Origin of the sequence: Mucilaginibacter corticis, from assembly GCF_007558865.1 — a bacterium.
In the GTDB taxonomy this organism is placed as follows: domain Bacteria; phylum Bacteroidota; class Bacteroidia; order Sphingobacteriales; family Sphingobacteriaceae; genus Mucilaginibacter; species Mucilaginibacter corticis.
The window spans coordinates 435,801-459,094 of the sequence record NZ_VLPK01000004.1; the positions used below are offsets into that span (position 1 = coordinate 435,801).

General features: G+C 42.5%; 24 protein-coding genes. 17 read left to right on the forward strand and 7 right to left on the reverse strand.

What is annotated here, in order from left to right:
• Positions 1-36 precede the first annotated feature (36 nt).
• From FO440_RS20560 to FO440_RS20595, 8 genes are all read left to right on the forward strand, one after another.
• Complete coding sequence (locus FO440_RS20560; RefSeq protein WP_144250175.1) at positions 37-615, forward strand: RNA polymerase sigma factor; 579 nt, start codon at positions 37-39, stop codon at positions 613-615.
• Positions 616-741: 126 nt separating this feature from the next.
• Positions 742-1,920, forward strand: a complete 1,179-nt coding sequence (locus FO440_RS20565; protein WP_144250176.1) for a FecR family protein — start codon at positions 742-744, stop codon at positions 1,918-1,920.
• 186 nt (positions 1,921-2,106) lie between these two features.
• Positions 2,107-5,538 carry a SusC/RagA family TonB-linked outer membrane protein gene (locus FO440_RS20570; protein WP_246104285.1) on the forward strand — a complete coding sequence of 1,144 codons (3,432 nt, stop codon included), beginning with the start codon at positions 2,107-2,109 and terminating at the stop codon, positions 5,536-5,538.
• A gap of 9 nt (positions 5,539-5,547) precedes the next feature.
• A complete protein-coding gene (locus FO440_RS20575) occupies positions 5,548-7,029 on the forward strand; it encodes a RagB/SusD family nutrient uptake outer membrane protein (protein ID WP_144250177.1) in 1,482 nt (493 codons plus the stop codon).
• Positions 7,030-7,041: 12 nt separating this feature from the next.
• Complete coding sequence (locus FO440_RS20580) at positions 7,042-7,893, forward strand: DUF4843 domain-containing protein (RefSeq protein WP_144250178.1); 852 nt, start codon at positions 7,042-7,044, stop codon at positions 7,891-7,893.
• 16 nt (positions 7,894-7,909) lie between these two features.
• Positions 7,910-9,322 (forward strand): PKD-like family lipoprotein, encoded by a 1,413-nt coding sequence (locus FO440_RS20585; RefSeq protein ID WP_144250179.1) that lies wholly within the window; start codon positions 7,910-7,912, stop codon positions 9,320-9,322.
• Between the two features lie 27 nt (positions 9,323-9,349).
• Positions 9,350-10,486 carry a TlpA disulfide reductase family protein gene (locus FO440_RS20590; RefSeq protein WP_144250180.1) on the forward strand — a complete coding sequence of 379 codons (1,137 nt, stop codon included), beginning with the start codon at positions 9,350-9,352 and terminating at the stop codon, positions 10,484-10,486.
• Positions 10,486-12,081: a S1C family serine protease gene (locus tag FO440_RS20595; protein WP_144250181.1), complete on the forward strand. Its 1,596-nt coding sequence runs from the start codon at positions 10,486-10,488 to the stop codon at positions 12,079-12,081. The genes FO440_RS20590 and FO440_RS20595 overlap by 1 nt, the downstream gene beginning before the upstream one ends.
• On the opposite strand, the gene FO440_RS20600 is transcribed toward FO440_RS20595, so the two are convergent.
• Positions 12,073-13,284, reverse strand: a complete 1,212-nt coding sequence (locus FO440_RS20600; RefSeq protein WP_144250182.1) for a hypothetical protein — start codon at positions 13,282-13,284, stop codon at positions 12,073-12,075. The two genes, FO440_RS20595 and FO440_RS20600, sit on opposite strands and share 9 nt — an antisense overlap.
• A 164-nt stretch (positions 13,285-13,448) precedes the next feature.
• Between FO440_RS20600 and FO440_RS20605 the strand changes: the two genes are divergently transcribed.
• The 4 genes from FO440_RS20605 to FO440_RS20620 all read left to right on the forward strand — a co-directional run bounded on the left by FO440_RS20605 (position 13,449) and on the right by FO440_RS20620 (position 15,352).
• Positions 13,449-13,760, forward strand: a complete 312-nt coding sequence (locus FO440_RS20605) for a hypothetical protein (protein WP_144250183.1) — start codon at positions 13,449-13,451, stop codon at positions 13,758-13,760.
• A 9-nt stretch (positions 13,761-13,769) separates the two neighbouring features.
• Positions 13,770-14,255 carry a hypothetical protein gene (locus tag FO440_RS20610; protein WP_144250184.1) on the forward strand — a complete coding sequence of 162 codons (486 nt, stop codon included), beginning with the start codon at positions 13,770-13,772 and terminating at the stop codon, positions 14,253-14,255.
• A gap of 133 nt (positions 14,256-14,388) precedes the next feature.
• Positions 14,389-14,772, forward strand: coding sequence for a hypothetical protein (locus tag FO440_RS20615; RefSeq protein WP_144250185.1), 384 nt, complete (start codon positions 14,389-14,391; stop codon positions 14,770-14,772).
• Positions 14,773-15,052: 280 nt separating this feature from the next.
• Positions 15,053-15,352: a helix-turn-helix domain-containing protein gene (locus FO440_RS20620; protein WP_246104286.1), complete on the forward strand. Its 300-nt coding sequence runs from the start codon at positions 15,053-15,055 to the stop codon at positions 15,350-15,352.
• Here FO440_RS20620 and FO440_RS20625 read toward each other — a convergent pair.
• Entirely contained in the window at positions 15,332-16,006 is a 675-nt protein-coding gene (locus FO440_RS20625) for a UPF0758 domain-containing protein (RefSeq protein WP_186292733.1), read from the reverse strand. The genes FO440_RS20620 and FO440_RS20625 overlap by 21 nt on opposite strands.
• Positions 15,975-16,232 (reverse strand): hypothetical protein, encoded by a 258-nt coding sequence (locus FO440_RS20630; RefSeq protein ID WP_144250187.1) that lies wholly within the window; start codon positions 16,230-16,232, stop codon positions 15,975-15,977. The genes FO440_RS20625 and FO440_RS20630 overlap by 32 nt, the downstream gene beginning before the upstream one ends.
• A gap of 140 nt (positions 16,233-16,372) precedes the next feature.
• Here FO440_RS20630 and FO440_RS20635 point away from each other — a divergent pair, with 140 nt between their 5' ends.
• A complete protein-coding gene (locus FO440_RS20635; protein ID WP_144250188.1) occupies positions 16,373-16,801 on the forward strand; it encodes a hypothetical protein in 429 nt (142 codons plus the stop codon).
• Here FO440_RS20635 and FO440_RS20640 read toward each other — a convergent pair.
• Both FO440_RS20640 and FO440_RS20645 read right to left on the reverse strand, forming a co-directional pair.
• A complete protein-coding gene (locus FO440_RS20640) occupies positions 16,798-18,321 on the reverse strand; it encodes a YifB family Mg chelatase-like AAA ATPase (protein WP_144250189.1) in 1,524 nt (507 codons plus the stop codon). The genes FO440_RS20635 and FO440_RS20640 overlap by 4 nt on opposite strands.
• Positions 18,322-18,666, reverse strand: coding sequence for a single-stranded DNA-binding protein (locus tag FO440_RS20645; RefSeq protein WP_144250190.1), 345 nt, complete (start codon positions 18,664-18,666; stop codon positions 18,322-18,324).
• A 195-nt stretch (positions 18,667-18,861) separates the two neighbouring features.
• Between FO440_RS20645 and FO440_RS20650 the strand changes: the two genes are divergently transcribed.
• Positions 18,862-19,497, forward strand: a complete 636-nt coding sequence (locus FO440_RS20650) for a TetR/AcrR family transcriptional regulator (protein WP_144250191.1) — start codon at positions 18,862-18,864, stop codon at positions 19,495-19,497.
• A 71-nt stretch (positions 19,498-19,568) separates the two neighbouring features.
• Here the strand turns inward: FO440_RS20650 and FO440_RS20655 are convergent, their stop codons facing one another.
• Positions 19,569-20,804, reverse strand: coding sequence for a BamA/TamA family outer membrane protein (locus FO440_RS20655; RefSeq protein WP_246104287.1), 1,236 nt, complete (start codon positions 20,802-20,804; stop codon positions 19,569-19,571).
• Positions 20,805-21,013: 209 nt separating this feature from the next.
• Here FO440_RS20655 and FO440_RS20660 point away from each other — a divergent pair, with 209 nt between their 5' ends.
• The 3 genes from FO440_RS20660 (at position 21,014) to FO440_RS20670 (ending at position 22,703) form a co-directional block, all read left to right on the forward strand.
• Complete coding sequence (locus FO440_RS20660; protein ID WP_144250192.1) at positions 21,014-22,141, forward strand: AI-2E family transporter; 1,128 nt, start codon at positions 21,014-21,016, stop codon at positions 22,139-22,141.
• Positions 22,142-22,223: 82 nt separating this feature from the next.
• Positions 22,224-22,466 (forward strand): hypothetical protein, encoded by a 243-nt coding sequence (locus tag FO440_RS20665; RefSeq protein WP_144250193.1) that lies wholly within the window; start codon positions 22,224-22,226, stop codon positions 22,464-22,466.
• A gap of 3 nt (positions 22,467-22,469) precedes the next feature.
• Entirely contained in the window at positions 22,470-22,703 is a 234-nt protein-coding gene (locus FO440_RS20670) for a hypothetical protein (RefSeq protein WP_144250194.1), read from the forward strand.
• 58 nt (positions 22,704-22,761) lie between these two features.
• Here FO440_RS20670 and FO440_RS20675 read toward each other — a convergent pair whose 3' ends face one another.
• Entirely contained in the window at positions 22,762-23,166 is a 405-nt protein-coding gene (locus FO440_RS20675) for a hypothetical protein (RefSeq protein WP_144250195.1), read from the reverse strand.
• Positions 23,167-23,294: the final 128 nt, after the last annotated feature.

Below are 23,294 nucleotides of genomic sequence, written 5' to 3' on the forward strand. Positions count from 1 at the left end.
ATAACCCTGATTATAAGAGAAGAGAAAGCAGATTGGATGGATAAATCATTGTTAGTAAACTTAACTGATCAGGAATTGCTGGAATTGCTTGCTCAAGGTAACCGTACAGCTTTTGATACTTTGTACAGCCGTCACTGGAAACAGGTGCTTAACCAGGCAAATAAACGCTTAGGTGATGCTGATGCCGCGCAGGATGTCGCGCAGGAAGTATTTTTTCAGCTTTGGAAAAGAGGTTCGGGAGAGGTTATCGATAATTTACCCGCTTATTTATTTGTTTCAGTCCGCAACGCTGTTTTCAAACACTTTGAAAAGGAAAGTAAATACCAGTCACTTTCAGATGTCGTTTTCGAGATGGAAACCCTGCATGCAGGAGCCGACGGTAATTTGCTTTACAATGAATTTTTGAAATCTTTTTCCCAACTTATAGATAGTTTACCGCCACAGCAACGCACCATATTTAGATTACGATATGAAGAGGGTTTGGACACGCAGCAAATTGCCGATCAGTTGCAACTGTCAGTAAAAACCGTCCGTAATCACCTGGGCAGGGCCTTAACTACCTGCCGGGAGTCACTTTTATTTGCTCATTTACTCTTTTTTTTGCTTCGTCGCTGAATAATCACCCGATATTTTACGACTTCTTTATCCCTTTGTTAACATCTTTAACATTTTTTTAAAGAAAATTTAAAGATGACTGGGCTTTTTTCAATTTTTCAGATCATTTAATTATAAAAGCTTAACATGAAAGATATAGATAAGCAATATTTCCGTGAAATGCTGGTTCGTTACCGCGAGGGAACGGCATCAACAGAAGAGATCAGGCTATTGGAGTCGTTTTATGATCTGTTTGACGAAAATGAAGACCTGGTCACCAGTGACGAGGATGAAATGTTTAATGAATTTCGGCAGCGTGTTAAGCAGCAGGTTGATGTCCGCATAGATCAGAACTTGGCGCAGCCGAAACCTTTTATATACCGCCGTTTGCTGGTACGGCTTTCGGCAGCGGCTGCATTGCTTCTGTTAATAGGTAGCGGGATCTGGTTTTTTCATAAACCGACAGATCAGTCGGCTTTAGATCTGCAGGCTAAAAATCGAATTGCCCCGGGTAGTAACCGTGCCATATTGCAATTGGCAAATGGTTCGCGCATCGATCTGAGCAGCGCCAATAAAGGGGTTATAGCGCAGCAGGCGGGCGTCGCCATCCATAAAAATGCCCAGGGCATTTTAGTATATACCATTAACGCAGGCAATACAACAAATAACTCCGGTAACCCAACCGGCGAAAATAGCATCATTACCCCAAGAGGTGGGCAGTACCAGGTAATATTGCCTGATGGTACACAAGTGCTGCTTAATGCCGCGTCTTCATTAACTTATCCTGTTGTATTTAGCGGTGGCGAACGTTTGGTTAAGCTAAGTGGCGAGGCCTATTTTGAGGTTGCCAAAGATAAAGCGCATCCTTTCAAAGTTAGCTCGGGTACGCAAACCGTAACCGTTTTGGGTACCCATTTCAATATTAACGCTTACAGCGACGAAACTTCAACAAAAACTACTCTGCTCGAAGGTTCTGTAGAGGTTACATCCGGTAATAATGAAACCAGGATAATACCCGGCCAGCAAGCTCTTTTGGCATCTGATGGTCAACTCTCTAAAAAAACTGTAGACCCGGACAAAGAAGTAGCCTGGAAAAATGGCCTGTTCTCTTTTGATGGTGACGACGTGAAAACTATTATGCGGCAGATAGCCCGCTGGTATAACGTAGATATAAGCTATAGCGGCGCCTTGCCTGATGAGAAATTTTATGGTGAGATCACACGTTCAAGTAAACTTGCGGATGTGTTGCGGATCATGGAAATAAACAACGTGCATTTTGACATTGACGGCCGGCACCTTACAGTTACCTATGTGCCCGGTAAATAAATGAAAACTACTACTAATTAACTAACTAAACTATTAACTGATTAAACCACACGCTATGCAAAAAATCGACTAAGACACTTCAGGAATAACAAAGCCGGGGCATTGGCGTGCCGCCGGCTGTAAAAAAGGTTAGCAGCCCACGTTGACACCGTGCTGCTTTTTTATCACCTCATTCTTCTCAAAAATATGAAATTAATTTTTCTTTGCCGCTCTGTGCGTTTTTCAGAGGAGGCGAAGCGCAAAACTTATGTAGTTATGAAGTTGACTACCATTTTGTTACTGGTCGGCGTTTTGCAGCTCTCTGCTGCTGGCTTCGCCCAAACTGTAACTATTTCCAGGCACAATGCCTCGCTTGAAACCCTGTTTAAAGACATCAAAAAACAAACCGGTTACACATTTTTTTACACCGGTAAAATAAATGTTCATCAAACACAGGACATCGAATTAAAAAACGCGACGCTTACTGATGCGGTGCGTACCTGTTTACAGCATCTTGGGTTAGATTTTAACATTGTCGACAAAACGATAGTTATCAGCCCGGCAAAGACAACAAAAGCAGAAACACCATTGCCGCCATCTGTTATAATGGCCCCTTTGATCATCCAGGGTAAAGTTATTGACAGTGCAACGCGCGAACCTTTAATTGGTGTAAACATCAGCGTTAAAAACAAGCCAATACATGTACAAAGTAATGCTGACGGCGATTTTGGACTGGCGGCTAATGCCGGCGACGTGCTTGTTTTTAGTTATGTGGGCTACAACATCAAAGAAATAGTAGCCTCTGATAAAAAGCCGTTGGTTGTTCAGCTTTCCATGCGTAATAACCATATTAATGACGTGGTAGTAACCGGTTACCAGGTTATCAAAAAGGACAATTATACCGGTTCTGCAATTACGATCAAAGGAGAAGATCTGCTTAAGGTGAACCCTCAAAGTTTGATCAAGAGTATAGCAACGTTTGATCCATCGTTTCGTATTGCGGATAACAACCTGTTAGGGTCAGACCCAAACTCGTTACCAAAAATTACCGTGCGTGGTTCAACAACACTGCCATCGGTAAAAGGGGAAATTATTGATCGTAACAACTTATCGAGCGATTATAACCAACCGGTGTTTATCCTGGATGGCTTTGAAGTTTCGTTGGAAAAAGTGGTCGATTTGGATATGAACCGGATCTCTTCTGTAAATATTCTGAAAGATGCTGCCGCTACCGCGGTTTACGGTTCAAAAGCCGCTAATGGGGTAATAGTGATCACAACCCGCGCGCCTGTCCCGGGTAAACTGCAGCTTACTTACAACTACGAGCTTAAGGTGCAAGCACCTGACCTTACCGGTTACCATGTTTTAAATGCTGCCGACAAGCTGAAATATGAAAAGCTGGCCGGTTTATACAGTACGGTAAATAGTACTGCCGAGAGCCAGGATCAACTTGACCAGGAATATTATGATAAACTGCGTAATGTGGTTAGTGGTGTTAATAGCTATTGGCTGTCGCAACCGCTGCAAAATGCCTATGGCATGAAACATTCGTTATACGCCGAAGGCGGCGACTCTACTTTTCGGTACGGTATTGATCTGCGTTATGAAACCGCGCCGGGTGTAATGAAAGGCTCGGGCCGCGACCGATATACAGGCGGCATGAGTTTCTTTTATAACCCAACCAAAACCTTGTTGGTTAAAAACGAGGTAAGCGTTAGCCAGGTAAAATCGACCAATAGCGAATACGGCGATTTTTCGAGTTATGTCGCTATGAACCCTTATTATCCAATCAGGGATCCAAATGGTAACTATTTACGTGAATTAGCCAACTGGCGTGTAGATACACACCAAAAAGGGCCTGACCAAATTCAAAACGAGCCGGTTTATAACCCGCTTTTTGAGTCGACCTTGGGTAGTTTTGATCGTTCTGCTTATTTGGAGTTCCTGGATAATTTTTCTGCCGATTGGAGGCTTGCGCCCGGTTTACGGTTGATCGGTTTGTTTAGTGTCCTTAATGCCAAAACCACTTCAGATAAGTTTGTATCGCCTTTAAGTAACGCCTTTTATTATGGCCCTACCAGCGATATTCAAAATCGTGGCAGTTATGACTACTCTGCCGATAATTTACTGACATTGAACGGTAACCTAAAGTTGGTGTATAATAAGCAAATTGGAGATCACTCCATCAACGCCGTACTGAACTCGCAGGTTTATACCTCAAACGAAGATTTTAAAGGCTTCCAGGCCCGTGGTTTCTCTAACGACCGGTTCACAAATATAGGTTTTGCACGTACCTATACACCTGATTCGTCCCCCTCAGGCGACGTAGCTACTACAAGAACCATATCGCAGTTCCTGACGGGTAACTATGCCTATAAAAACAAATATTTGCTGGATGCAACGTTAAGCGCCAATGGTTCGTCGGCCTTTGGTTCTAACCAACGTATCGCGCCTTTCTGGGCCGCCGGTATTGGTTGGAATATGCATTATGAGGATTTTATGAAAACTAATTTCCCGTCAATTTCCCGTTTAAAGCTCACTTTTACTACAGGTTTAACAGGTTCGGTGAACTTCCCGCCATCATTGGCTAATACTACATACAGTTATCAATCAGACTGGTATTCAACTGGCGTAGGTGCAGTAGTAAATGCCTATGGCAATCAGGATCTGAAATGGCAAAAAACAACCAACTACGATTATGCTATGGAGTTAGGGTTTTTAAACGACCGTATCGTTATCTCCCCGCATTATTATTATAAGCTTACCAAGGGCTTGGTTAACAGTATCAATATTGCTCCATCCACCGGTTTTACAACTTATGACGCCAACCTGGGCGACATGAGTAACAAAGGGTACGAGTTGTATTTAACCGTTAATGCTTACAGAACCAAGGATCTGAATATCAATATCATTGGCAACTTATCGCATAATAAAAATACAATTGTAAAGATATCGAACTCGCTAAAAGCTTATAATGATGCTGTTAACGCTTACCAGGCAAATACAGCTAACGGTGCGCAAGGGGTACCACTATTGCATTACCAGGAAGGACAATCTTTATACACCATTTGGGGTGTAAAATCATTAGGCATTGACCCGGAAAACGGGAAAGAGCTCTTGGTAAAACGTGATGGTACTCTAACGTATGACTGGAACCCGGTTGACGAACAACCCATTGGCGATATGGAACCAAAAGCCGAAGGTTATATCGGTAGTAATATTACCTATAAGCAATTCTTGCTAAGCTTTCAGTTTCATTACAAGTTTGGCGGCCAGGCCTTTAATCAAACGCTGATTGACCGCGTAGAAAACGCCGACCCGAGATTTAATGTTGACAGCCGCGCGTTAACTGAGCGCTGGCAACAACCGGGAGATAAGGCGCTGTTTAAAAACATTGCAGACCTTGGCACCTCGTACGCCACCTCTCGTTTTGTACAGCGTGAAAATACTATCGACCTGCCATCGGTAACGCTGTCTTACGATGTTAAGAAAACCTTTGCCAAAAAAATAGGCATGCAATCATTACGCGCCACGCTTACCGTAAATGATGCTTTTTATTCATCAAGCATACAGCAGGAGCGTGGGATCAACTATCCTTACGCACGTAGTTTAACCGGTTCTTTACAGGCAACCTTTTAATTATCCGACATGAAAAAATTATTTTACATATCCATTTTAATCGCGTTAACATCCTGCAACAAGTTCCTGGATGTTAAACCCGCATCGCAGATTGATAAAGACGATCTTTTTAAAACCGAGCAGGGTTTTGAAGAAGCGCTCAACGGTGTTTATTCGCTGTGCTCGTCTACTTCATTATACGGCGCCAATCTGACTTTTATGAATGATATCCTCTCGCAGAACTATCAGTTTAACGATGTTATTTTACAGCAGACCGCCAACTTTAATTATACATTGCCATCTGTAGTCAGCAAAAATTATGATACCTGGACAACAGCATACCGTGCTGTCGCCAATTGTAACTATCTTTTAGCAGCTGTTGATGACCCCAAGGTGGGTTTCAGCGGCAATAACCGCGAATTGATAAAAGGAGAGGCACTGGCGCTGCGGGCCTATCTTCATTTTGATCTGTTGCGGATGTTTGCTCCGTCATATGTTACAGGTGCAGGTCAAACTGCTATTCCGTACGTAACGCAAGTTAGTGTCAAGAGCACGCCTAATTCAACAGTTAAGCAAACTATTGATCAGCTACTTGTTGATCTAAAGGCTGCAAAATTATTACTTAAAGACGATCCGATCTTGTCGGCCGGCTATATCGTTGGTTATCCACCGGTAGGTACTCCACCGTCAAACAACTCAACTGAACTGGCCGTTAACGACCTGTTTATGCAGAACCGTCGCCAGCGCTTAAACTATTATGCCGTTTGCGGCGAATTGGCCAGGGTTTACCTATATGAAGGCGACAATGCAAATGCCTTAAGCAATGCGCAGGAGATTATCAAGTCGTTGAAGTTTCCGTTTACTAAGCAGGATGATTTTTTTGCCAGTGATCCGCAGAAACGCGACCGTATTTTTTATCCGGAACTGGTAGCATCATGGTTTATTGACAACAGTAACGAGGTTTCTTTTCTTCAGGACCGTTATACCAATTCAAACCCAAAGTATAGCGCTACTGTCGACCAGGTTTCTGATATCTATGAAACCGGTGGCGATGGTGCTGAAGACTGGCGTTATAAGCAGTGGTTTGTGTCTACCGCGTCAGTAACTGGCGGACCTAACCGTGCTATACTGCAAAAATTTGTAGAGAATCCTGCACCGCTGGCTAACCTGCATCCGTTGGTTGCGCCGGCTATCCGCTTAAGCGAAATGTATTACATAGCAGCCGAGGCCAGTTTTGACAGCAATCCATCAGCCGCGCTTGATTACTACAATACTATCCGGGCCAAACGTGGCATTGGCAATACATTAACTGTTGCACCTGCTAAAGACGCTTTCATCACCCGCTTGCTGGCAGAAGCCCGCAAAGAGTTTTATGGCGAAAATCAGCTATTCTATATGTACAAACGGTTGAACCATGCGGTGGTAGTATCGTCTACGCAAACCGTTTTGCCTTCAAACAGCATCTTCGTGTTCCCGAAACCACAGGACGAACTTACTTACCGGACCAATTAAACGCATAACGACATGAAAAATACTTTTTTGTTATTCGCCCTTACACTGGTCATCATCAGTTGTAAAAAAGAAAGCCTTACCACCTATAGCTCACCAAATGGTAAGGATAATATATACCTGGGCCCGGCAAGCGCTGATACTGCGGCTTACACCTATACGTTTGCCTACTCGCCGGCCCAGCTGCGCGACACTGTTTGGGTGAAGGTTACTGTCTCCGGCGAGCGCACACACCAGCCACGCAGTTTTGTGCTAACGGCCGATCCGAAAAATACAACTGCTGTAGCAGCTAAACATTATGAGCCGCTTAAAGCAACTTATACGATGCCGGCCGATTCAGGTGTGGTGCACGTACCCGTAATTCTGCTTAACAGCGATACTGCTTTGCAAAATAAAACGGTTAAACTTTCTGTAGTTGTAAGCGGGGGGACAGGTTTTACTGCCGATCTGCCGCCGGCTTTGCGCACTAAACAAATCACATTTTCTAATCGCCTGGAAGAACCGAATTGGTGGCCTTATTGGGGTCAATTAGGTGCCTATAGCCGTGTCAAGCACCAGCTTTTTCTGATCTCGTCAGGTACACGCGATTTGGTGCAGCTTAATGGTGCCATAGACCCTAATTTTTACTTGCAGATTCCGCGTTGTTTGTATTATATCAACAACGTGCACGAGTTTTTGCAGGATCCATTTACCTGGGTACAGCAAAATCCGGCTGCCGGATATACGCTAACCAAGCGTACCGATAACAGCGGCGATTATGATTTCTATAACACGAGTACGCCCGACAAAAAGTTCTGGCTGAAATATTTTCCATCGGTGAATAAACTCATTTTCATTGACGAAAATGGTAACCAAATCATCATTTAATTAAGAACCCGGTACAATGAAAAATAAACTTATTTTACTGTTGACCTTGACAATAGTTGTGCTTGGCTCCTGCAAAAAGGACCTGGGCAACTATACTTATCATACCCCAAGCGAACCGATAGTTACTGAATTTAAGGATTCAACTTTTAATGCTTTAGTGGGAGATACCCTTAAACTGGCGCCTAAAGTTACCATAGCGGGAGCCAATTATTTAACGGATTTAAGCTACGAGTGGGAAATTGACGTAGCTGAAGATGCGCGAACCGATACTTATACCGGCTATCCGCTTAAAATCGTATACAATCTTGCGCCTCAACTGCGTGATGCCAAGCTTACCATTACAGATAAGCGTAACGGTATCAAATATTTCTTCCCGTTCAAGATCCTGGGTGGTACGCAGTTTTCGGCAGGTACTGCCGTATTGAGTGTAGACAATGGCGTAACCAAATTATCATTTATCAAACCTGATAATACAATACTGCCCAACTTGTACAGATCTTTAAATGGCGAAGACCTGCCCGCTAACCCGACGCAATTATTTGCCAAGCCTGTGACATATCAGCCTGGAACGGTGGAGAATTATTGGGTGATAGCCCAGGATCCCGTACACCAAAGCGTTATAATAGATGGTAACACCATGCTGCTAAAAAACTACTTTAACCAGCAATTCTTTACAGCGCCGGCTACTATTAACCTGGGTTATTTTGAAGCATCAACAACTATACCCACCGGCGTGATAAATGGCAAACTGTATTTGTCGGTAAACACCACGGCACCGTTCGCGCCTGATTTTGGGAAGTTTTCAAGCGCGCAATCCGGTAATTACACGCTTTCTAACTTCTTTACCCGTACCCCAGGATTTTTCTTCGGTTTTGATCCTGTCGCGCAATCTTTTATCAGTTTTGATGGTGGTGGCAATTACATGGGCAATGACTTCACTGTAGATGGTACTGCCTTTGATCCCAAACATATTGGTACCGGTAATATGGTATTCATGCAGGCTCAGTCAGGCCAGTCTTACGCTTACGTAAAAGACGCTGACAGCCAACTGTATGAGCTGTCTTTTTATGTGGATATGGATAATTACAGCGCACGCGCTATTCATGTTTATGGTAAACGTGTGTTTAAAGGTGCCTCCCTGGTGACTGCCGATACAAAATGGCAAAGATCAGCCGTGAACGTATTTTACTTTACTTCGGCCGATAAGATCTACCGCTACAACCCGCTTAATGAAGACCTGCACGCACTTGATGCCAATTTTAACGGCCAAAAAGTAACCATGATCAAGTTAAGCGCCGATGGCAACACCCTTACTGCCGGCACTTCAGGTAGTTTGTACACGCTGGATGTAAGCGTAAGCAAAAATGGAAATATTACCAAAACCATAACCGGCATACCGGGCGCACCGGTTGACATAGTTATTCGCTAAAACATTATCTATAAAAAACATACAATTATGAAAACAATATTAAGCAGCCTGGCATTAACAGCAATTAGTTTAATGGCTGTGGCGCAGGCACCAAAAACAGGCTTTACCGTTAACGGAAAAATAGGTAACTTAAACGGACCTAAAGTTTACTTAAGTTTTATGACCGACGGGCATGATCATACAGATTCTGCCACATTGGTAAATGGCGCTTTTAAATTCACGGGTCACATGAGCCCCTATAGCTCGGTACGCATGGCTATTGATCATAAAGGCGTGGGGCGCGAAATTTCAACGCATGGCGGCGATGTGATCTATTTTCATTTCGGCGATGAAACATTAAACATTTCATCAAAAGATTCTCTGGCTAATGCTCAGATGACAGGTTCTAAAACTTACGATGAGTATGCGGCCTACGCAAAAGCGGTAGGGCCGATGCCATGGGATATTGACAAGATCTCGAACGCGGAGATCGCGGCAGCACCCGAATTAGGGCAAGACACGGCTTTTACCAACCAGGTAGCCCGCCATCACTTTAAAATGATCGCTGATTTTCAAACAAAAAACCTGGAGTTTGCTAAAACGCACCCGGCATCGTTTTTCGCGCCGGTAGCGCTTTTTGGCACTGCTGCTAATGATAAAACTGTAACTACGGCTGAGCAGATCTTCAAAACCTTTAGCCCTGAGATACAGGCTACTGAAAATGGCAAAACCATCAAGGAGTTTATTGACGCGCATTACCGCCTGAAAGTGGGTGGGGCCGCGCCGGCCTTTACCCAGGTTGATCCGTCAGGTAAACCGGTTTCGCTTTCAGCTTACAAAGGTAAAGTGGTATTGGTTGATTTTTGGGCAAGCTGGTGTTCGCCATGCCGCCAGGAAATTCCAAACCTGGTTACTCAATACAAACAATATAAAGACAAGGGGTTTGAGATATTGTCAGTATCGCTTGACAACAATCGTAACAATTGGTTAAAAGCCATACAGCAGGAAGGCATGCCATGGGCGCAGGTTTGCGATCTGAATGGTCAGAATAACGCCGCCGCCAAACTTTATGGCGTTTCTGCAATTCCGGCGACTTTTCTGGTGGACCGTAATGGCAACCTTATTCAAACCGGCTTACGCGGCGAAGATCTGAATAAGAAATTAGCCGAGCTGTTTAAGAATTAATGATGATAAAACCTTATCGATTGTTTTTGGCTATTGCGCTGCTGGTATCATGGATACCGCAGCGCATAATGGCCCAAACAGCTGAATCGGCCATACAAAAAACAATAGCTAAAGTAAGGCCGGCCTGTGTAAGGCTATGGGGTTTTGATACCTTACAACAAGTACGCACCGGCGCTCAGTTTAGTGCTGTAGTGGCTAAAGATGGTTATATCCTGACTGCTGCCCATGTAAGTGTTCCGGGTAATACTTATAAGGTAATGTTTCCGGATGGCCGCGAAGCTATTGCCGTGGCTCTCGGTAAAATTGAACTGGCTGATGACAAGACCATCCCTGATGTTGCTTTGATGAAAATTGTGACTAAAGGAAACTGGCCGAATGTGGAGATCGGTAGTTCTGCCGCGCTTCAAAAGGGAGAACCATGTTTAAGTATCGCTTATCCTGAAAGTTTAAATCAAACGCAGCCTACGGTGCGTTTGGGCAAGGTGACGGCTTCTTTAAATAACAGGGGCTTTATAAGTTCAACCTGTTTAATGGAGCCGGGCGATTCCGGAGGCCCTTTGATTAATCTGTCCGGCCAATTGATTGGCCTGCACAGCGCCATTGAAATTGCTGAGGATAAAAACTATGATGTGCCGGTTGATCTGTATGAAAAATATTGGACAGCCCTGCAACAACCTGTTGTTTATCATCGTTGGCCTGAAACTGTATCAGCAATCCCGGCAGTGAAAACTTCGCTACATTTAACCAGTTGGCCAAAAGCGGGTAATTATAGCGGTACCTGCGTGAAGCTGACCAGCCACCTTGACGGTAAAGTGCAGACCGTTATGGGTACTATATTATTCTGCAAAGGACAAACTTTTGTCGTTTCCAAAAGTTCCATGGTAGGTAGTAATGTAGCTGCGGGTAACACAACGCTTAGCATCATGGCTCGTGACCCCAACACAGACCTGGTATTACTGCGACCGAACACAAAGTTGAAAGGCGGTATTAAATTAAATGAAACTGATCATCCACTTCAAACAGGCAGCTTTTTGTTTGCGCCTTTGGCGGATACAGCTACGATTACTGGTATACTAAGCGGCGGCCCGCTTGATCTGCCAAAGACCAACAGTGCCGGTTTTCTTGGTGCAACCCCCATGCACAACAGCAGTCCCGCTAAGATATTTTTCGTAAGGGCAGGTTCGCCCGCGGCTTTGAGCGGAATCAAAACCGGCGATGTTGTCACGCAATTAAACGGACAACCGATTGCAGATGCAGGCACATTTGCCGATGTTATGTCCAAAACCTGGCCGGGCGATACTTTGAAAATAAAGGTTAAAAGGGGAGCGGAGGAAAATGAAAGAGCGATAATACTTACCTACCCGCCCGAGATCATACACGATCACCCCGCCGAACATTTTACAGGTGGTAAAAGCCGCCGCCGTGATGGTTTTAAGCAGATCTATACCACCGACCTGGTTTTAAGGCCCGAACAATGCGGAGGCCCTATTTTTGATGCCAGGCATCATTTCTGTGGTATTGTAATAGCGCGCTACAGCCGGGTAAATAGTTTATTGATTAGTGCAGATGGGATAAGGCAGTTTATTTTAAAATGATAGTTGAAAATTAAAGGAAAGATCTTTGTAATGCATGAAATTTTCGTAGGCCAATCCTAAGGCAACACTGCGTATGAAAAAATGCTGATTTAGGTAAAATGATTTGAATATTTGTGCTTTATAATTTATCTGATCGTTAAATACAGAAGAGGTAAATATTGTACTGATGTATAGTTTGGGAAAATATTTGGAAGCGTATAAATGTGTCCCAATTTTTTCGTCGCCATTAAGTAAATAATCTACACCGGCACCAATACTGAAATTATTTTTCAGATTTAAGCCATATTTAATTTGATGATTTTTAAATTCATTATTTGGGTTTTCAATATCAATTTTTCTGTCTTGATAATTATAGGCAATAAAGTCAGAAAACTGCGAATCTTTACTTAGTATATTCCATTTGTAAAGCGCGAAATTCAAATGGTAAAACTTGTCGTTTTTAAAATTGTATTGTAAAGCAATCGCCGAATTTACTTGCGTTTTGCCTATATATGAGGCTTTATATGAAGCATAAAATCCAAACGGCATTTTTGTTGCGCTGCTATATCCTAATTCATAGCTGTTTGAGATATAGCAAGTAGTTGACATTCCCCCTGAATTATAACAACCGTTCCTTGGTAAGCCATTTTTAAATGAGGTATACATTTCGTCTAAATTAAAGGCTTCAGAAATTTTTTTTATAAAACTCAGCATTATTAACGCTTCCGGAATAGAATCTTGGTCAGATGGTTCCCAATATGTTTTTAGCGAGTAATTCTTCTTATCAGCATACTCAACGATATAGGTAATTCCGTCAGCACCCTGTTGCCAGTTTTTTATTTTATTGTCAGACGGCAATTTTAAGATCCCAGAGTTTGTTATGATATTGTATACGCTTTTAGCTTTTTCGGGTGATAAAATCACTTTGTTAGATAAGGTGTCAGTTTTATATCCGTTTGCCCTTTTATTATGATAGGTATAATTCGTTACATAACTATTAATATCAGAGCCATCTTTTGTAATTTCAATTACTTGTCCGTAATAACTAAACCTGAAATCAAATTCATCGGTCGATTTTTCAAAGTCCTTTAATTTTAAATTTCGTTGAAATATTTTATTTGTTTTAAACCAATTAAGGGTGTCGCCGCTTATTTCTTTTGTTTGGGAATAGGCAGAATGAAATGTCAATAAAATTATAACTAAAACTATTTGTGATTTCGTCATAAGGCAGGGGGGGTAATCGCTTTAGGTAATAATCAAACATGAATTTAATTGGTCATCTAATCTAATTAATTACTTTCAATATAGGTGAGTATTGATGTAGTTGACGCAATGGAAAAATCCTGCGCGAGAACCGATTATGGTTAAAATGCACTAACTTTATATTGATGATTACTAAACCGGTTCAAGGCGTTTTTGCTGTTATTGATAGTTTTGCGATAAAAAGCAGAAATGAATTTTATCTGATAGGCGAATTGACCGAAGGTAAAATAGAACCAATGTGGTTCATTAATGTCCCTCTAAATAAATCATTGAGTATCACCGTCAGAATTAAATCTACTGAGGACGTAGATTTTACCCATGAAAAAGGCCGGTATAAATTAATTATTGTTGATAGTGATTCAGAATCTACAGAATTGCTACTTGGGCTTAACATCGGAAGCGAAACTGTTAATATTACCATTGATGGAGAGGATTAAATGCACACAATGAAAAAAGCTGCCTTTTTGTTGGTTGTATTTCTGTTGATCACGATCGTTATTCACGCACAAACAACTAAATCAGATAACGTTATATTGAGGGTGCTGCGCCTAAACCATGTAGGCAAGACCTATAAATTAAATACAGAAGATAGCACTATCACGTATTTACGGTATCTCGGTAAAGTAAGAACCACTAAAGGCAAAGCATATAAAATACTTACTTCCACTTGGATCTGGGGCTTTTCTCATAGGGCAACTAACCGCATATTGGTTTATACGGATAACAACAGTTACCTTGGTAACTACTATTTAACTACTACTGATGATATGCCAAATTATATAAAAAACAATAAATTGGTGTTTTTAAATAAGGGCCAAGATTGTGATTCACGGTTGAGAACCTATGTTGATTTTCACCATGGAATACCAAAACAATTTTTTCGTAAGTGCAAAGGTGATGGTGGAGATATCTATGCCTTTTCTAAAGACTAATTCCTTGAAACCGTAATCTAAACTAATATTCAACTTACGGTAAGTAATTTCGTGGAGCCGGAGGGATAGAGGTTGCTCCAATCATTCATTACTGATTGAAAATGAATATTTTTGATGTTGATACAATCTCTTTATGCAAAACAGAACAGAAGTAATATTAAATCAATTTGCCGATTCATGGATTGAGACAGAGCATTACTTTGAAAATCTCATCAATAACCATTCAAGTTTTGAAAGTTTGAAACCAATTTTGCAATTTATTTTAAGCTTAAGAGCAAAAGGGCAGGATAGCTATTTCCGACTTGGGACGTCAATACACCGATTAATAATTTCACGATCAGTTGACCATGGATTAAGACGAGATCAAAAATATATTATAGTTGAAGCTTATGACAAAAAGCTTGAAGTAACGTTACGTGGTGGAGATAGAACATACCGACAATTCATGGTAGAAAATTTAGTTGATGAAAGAGTAACCAAACTGATTAAAACTTTAAAAGACACTTTAATAGATTAATTAGATTTTCATGAACAAAAAACCGTAAGTCGAACAACGTTCAACTTACGGTAACTAATTTCGTGGAGCCGGAGGGATTCGTACCGAATGGCAATTCCCGCTGTAAATCAGCTCAATATATGGTTAAATTTAAAACAGGTCTCGTTTACGACCCTTTTCCTAAAATCACTAAAAATCGATCATTTCTGATAGAATAAAGTTACGAAAAGCAAGCTAAAATTCAAAATAACTTTACCAAGATTTTGAACTTGGTATGGTAAAAAAAACGAATCCTATAATTTTGACATTTGAAATTATTATGGCATTGCAAATAATCACTAAGGAAGACCTTGATGAATTTCGGGAAAAGCTCTTGAATGATCTGAAGGAGCTGATGACAAAACCGGCGGATACGCCGGTAAAATATCTCAAAAGTTATCAGGTCAAAAATATGTTGAAGATATCTAGCGCAACCCTTTTAACCTTAAGGGAAAAAGGAATAATTTGTTATACCAAAATCGGGGGCACGTTTTATTATAAACAGGAGGATATTGTGAAAATGTTGGAATCAAAGCAGAAGTCAACAGTCAGGGACCACTAATCCCCGCAATTTCAAATTCAGCATGTCGGCCGCCGCTTGCAATAGCTTCATAAAATCAGCCTCTTTAATTTCAAAGTCTTTTGGTAAACAAAAATTATTTCTGCATAATACGATTTCAAATGCGGCGGCTTCCAGGCTGAGTTTCATGATCTGTTTTACATCCGGCAACTGCGCTATTGTAGCCAACTCGCAAGTAGCCAATAATTCGCTGCGGTTATTTAACAGCAGCAGGTAATATTGCGGCAGTTCATTTGGATCAAACAGGGGCTTAATAAATTTGACGATTCCAGCATCATCTTTCAATAATATAGGCGCACAGTTGTGCAGACTTCTTTTGCCGAGCTCGACCGCAGCCAATAATGTAACCGCTTTGGCTACGCCGATGCCGCTTACAACTGAAAGTTCTTCAGCCGTCGTCCTGCAGAGAGCAGTCATGTCATTATTTAGCAAATCAATCAAGCCGTCGCAGATGGCAGCGAGTGGAAACTGTTTTGAACCGGATCCGAGTAAGATCGCCAAAAGTTCTGCATTAGTTAGCTGAGCTGCACCAAGGAAAATACATTTTTCCCTCGGGCGATCGGTCACCGATAAGTCCTTTATATTAATCAATTTCCTTTCCATATCAGCAAGCCGCCCCAAGGTTTCCGCTGGCATACCTGCTGAGCAGCATAGTGATCGCTTCCATAAAAAAAGGAATATCCTCTTCAAAAAGGATGACTTGGCTGCGCCGAATGCTATGATCAATAACAGGGTGCAATCGGGTTATGCAAAGAAAATGATTTGCGTTACTTGCTCTTTTAATATCAATAAAATAGTGCCCGCATTCACCGTCAAAATGCTCGGAGTCAAGGATGTTCTGCAACAAAGCTTTGTTTTCCATCTTCAATAATTTCCAGCAAAGGTCTAATGTGCAAACGTGAATCTTATTCACTTAAGCGTGTATAAACGCTTATAAATGCATAAGTTATCTACCACTAAAAAAGTAAAAGCCGTATTATCTTGACCACCAAAAGAAACGAAATGGAACCAGAAACTTTACAAACCACCCAGCGTAATTGCAAAGACTGCGGCGCAGTCCTCGGGCCGGGCCGGGACGACAAGCTTTATTGCAACAACGACTGCAGGACCAACTACAATAACAAGAAGCGCAAGGAAATGCAAATCTCAACGGACGACCAACCCATTTTGAGTGTCCCGGAATACATCACCAGGATCCAGAATATTATTTTGAATAATCGGAGCATATTGGAAAGCCTGTGTACCGAAGATAAAGTTGGAAGGCTGCGGGAGCGGGATCTGGTTGGTAAAGGGTTCAATACGAAGTACTTTACAAGTGAGGCCGAACCTACCGGAACCGGGAACATCTATCGCTTCTGTTTCGAATACGGTTATCTGATCAATGAAGACAATCGTGCCATTATTGTTTGCAGGAAACGGGAAGTTTACTAAAACGAAAAATATTCGCTGTCAAAACAACGGAATGCAATTGCTTCCGCTAAATGCGTAAGCGTAATCCGCGCCGAATCGTCCAGGTCGGCAATCGTCCGGGCTACTTTTAGTATTCGGTCATACGATCGGGCGGAGAGACGATGTTTTTCCATCGCTTGTATCAACAATTCTTGTTCTGTATTTCCGAGAGTGCAAAATCGTTTGGTTTGTTCTGTAGTCATTTGCGCATTCACAACAGAAGGCAAACGATCGTACTGTAAATTTCTTGCTGAGATTACTTTTTGCCTGATTACTTCACTTGAAACTTCCTGTTTGATAGATCCAAGGTCTGCGTAGTTCACAGGATTAACTTTTACATGTAAATCAATCCTGTCCAATAAAGGCCCTGAAATTTTGCTGATATACTTTCGAATCATCAAACCTGTACAACTACATTTTCGGAACGGATGGTGAAAAAAACCGCAAGGACAAGGGTTCATTGCGGCGATAAATAAAAATCCGGCGGGATAAGTATTATTAAAACTGGCGCGTGAAACTGTAATTGACCGCTCTTCCAGCGGTTGGCGGAGCACCTCGATCACTTTGCGTTCAAATTCAGGAAGTTCGTCCAAAAATAAAACGCCGTTATGTGCCAAGGAAATTTCACCCGGCTGCGCATTCGTACCACCTCCGACCAAAGCGATGTCGCTGCTGGTATGATGCGGCGCACGAAAAGGCCGGGAGCTTGCCAGGTTGCCGCTTTCCAGCTTCCCCGAAATGGAATAAACACGCGTAATTTCTAATGCTTCCTGTAAAGTCAGCGGCGGCAAAATCGTTGGTAATCGTTTGGCGATCATGGTTTTTCCCGAACCCGGCGGTCCGATCATCAAGATGTTATGTCCACCCGAGGCGGCAATTTCCATTGCGCGCTTCATTCCTGGTTGACCCTTGATGTCAGCAAAGTCAACGTTGAAGTCTTCGACTTCAGGTATGGTACTATGTATCAATGTGTTTTTTGCGGTCTCAAAAATTTCTGTTTCCAAAAGAAAGGCGATCACTGTGGTCAGATCCGGCAATCCGTAAACCTCCAGACCGTCGACCATTGCTGCCTCTGCGGCATTTTCCAAAGGGACAATCATCCTGCGAAACCCATCCTTGAAGGCTTGTAAAGCCATAGAAAGCACACCCCTGACTGGGCGCAACTTTCCGTTTAAGGATAGTTCTCCGACCGACAAGAGGTCAGCCAGGTTCTTCTCATTCAACTGACCAGAACCTGCCAGTATGCTCAATGCAATGGGAAGGTCAAACAAAGCACCCTGCTTTCGAATACTGGCAGGGGCCATGCTGATTATGATTTTTTGGCGAGGCATGTACAGCCCGGCGGCATCAACTGCGCTTTCTACGCGTATCAAACTTTCACGGACAGATTCATCCGGTAAGCCCACAATGAAATATCCGATGCCCGGCGTGACTTTTGTTTCGATCCGGATGATCAATGCTTCAATGCCATCCAGCGCTGCACTATTACTGCAAACAGCCATTTAGTTTTGCTCCTTTTTGGTAAGGATGTCAACTTCGTTAACAATAATTACACTTGTATAGCGCTTAATTCCGTCGGCATCTGTATAGTAACGGTTGGACAAACGGCCTTCAAGAGCGACTTTGCTGCCTTTGTACATATATTTTTCCGCCAGGTCCGCTTGTTTCTCCCAAAGCACAATGTGGTGCCAGGTCGTATCGACAATCCTTTCTCCATTATCGTTTCTGCGATAATTGTTGGTGGCGAGGTTGATCTTGGCAAATTTCTTTTGATTTTCAGTGACCTTGATCTCGGGTGCGCTGCCTAAAAATCCGGTAAGGCGAACGCTGTTGTTTAGTATGCTCATTTTTTTATTGCTTAGGCCGGTAAATTCCGGTGGCACAAAACTGGGCAGGAAAAAGTAGACTGACTGCAAATTACACGTTTATAGCCGTTTATAGGTGCATCAATAATTTAAAATCAATTTGTTTTTTTAATTATCTACCACTTCCAAATAAAACACTGCTTAACTTTAAGGCTATAAACCTCTAGCTTAAATACTATGCCTGGAAAACGCAATCCCGAAGACAGAAAAAAGCGCCTCATCAAGGCAGTTGGCGATACACTTGCCGAAAGAGGTCACCGGCACCTGGGTCTCAATAAAATCGCGTTAAGAGCAAATGTCAGCAAACCCATGATCTATGAGTATTTCGATAGTCTCAACGGCTTACTTAAGACCTATATCAGCGGTAAAGATACCTGGATACCTTATTTTCAATCCCTCGTGCTCCCGGAAAATCCGACAATAGAAGAACTACGGGATTGCTTCATCCATATGCTACATGACCAGTTTCACTATTTTCTGGAAGAAAAGGAAATGCAGAAGTTAGTACTCTGGCAGATAAGTGAATACAACCCGCTAATGCGCGCTACCTGCGAGAACAGGGAGCGGGAGGGAATCCGTATTTTGGAACTCGCCGATGATCACTTTAAAAATACGGGCATCAGCCTGAAGGCGGTTATGGCGCTCATGGTCGGCGGCATTTATTTCAACGTGCTGCATGATAGTGCAGGTGCTGGGACAATGGCAGGAATCGACATTAGCAATGACAACGATCACTTTCAGTTACTGAAAACAATGACACAGGTCGTCACTTGGGCTTTCGATGCAGCCTCCAAAGTGAAAGCCATGAAATAATAGGCGTCCATCCCCGCAAAAATTCGTTAGGCCTAAGTCGCTCGGTTTACTTCGATGCAGCTAATTGTTTATTAAAATGCTTCTCCCAAGTTTAAAGATATGGCGTTATATCCCTTGCTGAATCCGTAATCTATCCCAATGTTTGTGCCCGATCCTTTATTAAATTTTACACGAAGGCCCGTGCCTGCTGCCGGATGCCAAGAGGTGAATAAAGAACCCGATCCACTAACTGAATTCACACTGGTAAAAACCACAAAGCCTAATAAGCCATTTTCGGTAATATCCCGCCGGTATTCCGTTTCAAAGTAGAAAAGCGAACGACCCTTATACCGGTTCTGATCCATACCCCGTCCTGAACGGTTGTTAGGGTCCCAGCCGATACTCGGCAAGTCCAGGTATGGAACATTGCCATTAAACGTGGTCCAGAAATAAGACCAAAAAGCTATTGTATTTTGCTGTAGCGGCTTTGCAGGGTTCAGTGGTACATATTTCCGAACGTCGACATAAAGCGAGGTCCAGTAATTGTTACTTCCTAAAAAAGTGGGGTTAACACGATAAATAATATTCGTATAGGCGCCGGGCAGCGGATTGACCGCATTATTGCGCGTATCGTACAATAAATTAAAAGTGATCCCCGATGAAAAAGAGCTACCAGCGGTGCCGTTATTGTACCCAGTAAACTGTTTCAAGTCTGTTGACTGCTCGTCACTGTGGATTCCCGAATGGAAGTCCAGGTCATAACCAACGCCCGCAAATAAATAAGGCCTGATTCTTTTAAGTACACTTTGGTAAAAGCGGACATAATTATAATCAACCAATGTCCTATGATCGTCGTCGGTATTGTTGCCCAAACCCCAGGTGTATTGCGGATATCGTAAAAAACGTATATCTCCTTGGACGGTATACGTGTTTCCCGGCAACCAAACACTGGTATGTAAGGGCAAGCCGAAACGGCTGCCAAGATTCCAGTAGGGTGCAAAATTTGCCGTAGATTCATAAGTTGTCTCACGAGAGCCAAGGTAAGTTCCGGCGGTTGTACTGGTAATCAATGCCCGACCATTACCACCTGGCACATTACCACCAAAAGGCAAAAAAGAAAAGTAAAGCTTTTTGTCTTTTTCAGTTTTCATTTTCTGCGATGGAATCCGAACAAGCGATTTTGCGATATCAATCAGGTCACGCTGGTGTATCGTATCCTGTTTCTTTACGCTGTCCGGAATGATCGAGCTCGCCGTCTGTGCAAACACTGCTATCGGTAAAAAGAAAAATAAGGATAAGGTAAGGCGAGCGAATACTTTTAACATCATACAGGATAATTTGTCCTGATAACCTCTCAGCTAAATTATTGTTTGATTGTCGCTTCCAATCGAAACAAAAAGCTCGTTTTTATCTTCTTCTGAAACGTTGATATAAGATTGCATAATAGCCGCGTTTAAAAGATTATAGTGCATCCTTTCCACAAAATAAAAACTCCAACTAATGTTTATTGCTAAGTGAAATCACTAAAACGATTCATATGGACCTAAAAACTTTTACTAACCTTCCTTTTTATATCAAGCTGGCCGCCGTGTTATTCAGTCTTTTCGCTATCGGCTATCTGGTCATCATTGCCAAAGAGATCCTCTCTCCGCTGATTTTTTCTTGCTTGTTTTCCATTTTGCTGCTGCCTTTGGCGCGCTTCTTTGAATTTAAAATAAGGCTGCCGCGCAGCGCTGCTTCCATGCTGGCCGTATTACTTTTATTGTCCGTTATCGGCGGATTGATCTACGTCATCGGCTCCCAAATAGCAGACCTCGCTAAAGACTGGCCAGAGTTCCAGGCACAGATTAGCCGTTCGCTCTGGGAATTTCGGGGCTGGGTTCAGGATAATCTTCATGTGACCCGCGGAAAACAGCTCCGGGTAGTCAATACGGCAGCTAATAAAGTGCTCTCGCCGGATACGGCTGCTGTAGGCGCAACCGTTCTATCACTATCCTCAATTCTCCTGTTCCTGGTCTTTACCTTTATCTATTCATTTTTCTTTTTGCTATATCGGAGCCTGATCATGAAATTCCTGGAGTCAGTGTTCCTGAAAGAAAATAAAACAATGGTTCATGAGATTATCGAACAAGTCCAATTCATGATCCGTAAATATATTATTGGCTTGATGATCGAAATGGGAATTGTAGCGGTAGGTGTTAGTATTGTTTTTTCCGTACTGGGTGTCAGGTACGCGATCCTGCTCGGCCTGATTGCCGGTTTATTTAATGTCATTCCTTACATCGGCATCTTTACCGCACTGATCATCAGCGCGGTTGTCACTTTGGGTACTTCACCGGATAGTACCAAAGTGATTTGGGTGATGGTCACCCTGGCGGTCACCCATCTGGTAGACAGCAATGTTTTATTGCCGCTGGTAGTCGGCTCCAAGGTTCGCATTAATGCTTTGATTACCGTATTGGGCGTAGTGATCGGTGAAATGTTTTGGGGGATTCCTGGTATGTTTCTGTCTATTCCGGTTATCGCCGCGTTGAAAATTATATTTGATAGGGTAGAAAGCCTGCAGCCTTGGGGAATTATATTAGGTGATGAAGAAAAAAAGCAAAATAAGCTGGCTACCAAACTAATGGTCAGGAATAAAAAGGTGAATGTTGAATCAAATTGAGAGCTGACCCGCCAGACGTTTTTTTTGCAGACTAATTTTTAATAATTGGTGGAGCTTAAACATATAAACATATTTTTGTACTATGCTCACGTTTTACGATTTTAATGCACTTTCTGACGCCGAAAAAGCGGATGCGGTCTGGCAAGGCACATTCCTGGCCGACCGTGAAGAAAATGGTCTTGCGGTACAGTTGTATACTGTGAACAGTTTTTACGTTGAAGTATTTTATGATCAGCTTGAGAATAAACTTGTGCGCTTCCACGCATTTTCTTCCAAAAATTTCCTGGTGCCTTACCTGGCGCACATTAAATTTAACGTCTCATAAAAAATGCACGAGCCTTTTCTTTTAGAACTGACTTTTCGGGGACAGCCTTATGAACTACCTGCAGCATTCCAGCGCTTTGGTTATACATTCCGCATCGTCGTCACCATTGCGGATAATAATTATGTATTTGAGCCGGATGAGGAAGGTCAGTATCGGGTTTTAGCTGGCCCTGATGGGGCGAAACCTGATCTGGATTTGTTAAAGGTAGTAGCCGAGCGATTGCAAAAGCTGGCATAGCAGATAGGGCCCGTTCAAGGCTTTATGAATGTATTTATATCGCTTTTTTCGCCTTTCCTCAGGGCTGGTTTAGATTTCCTGGTTTTACGGAGATCACGCTATCCACTACAAAAACGCTGACGCCGCGCCAGGGGAGCGTATGCAGGTATTCTTTGTAATGCAATTCCATAAACGCGCCTGCGTTCTTATTAAGAATGTCAGCCACATGCGGATCCGTAACCGAAAACATAAACTCGTTAGATTGAATATTACCCTGCACAGGGCTCCGGATTCCGCTTTGGATGAGCCGCCCTTCATACGTTTTGAAAACATACCCTTTGTGAACGAAATAGTTCATCGTTCCTGCTTTTGTACCGTCACCAAATACAAAATGATACCTGTAATAATAGATTCCGGTCAGGAGAACTGCGAAAACCAAAACGGCTATCCAGATCACTTTTTTTAATTTGTTAGGCTGTTCCATTTCCAATGAACAACTAAACATCGAAAATGTAAGAGCAAACAGAAAATTTTCCTGGCATCACAATTTCCTTTCCCGGATCAAGACAATTTTACTCTATAGCGTGTAACGCTCCGATAAAATATAGCGCT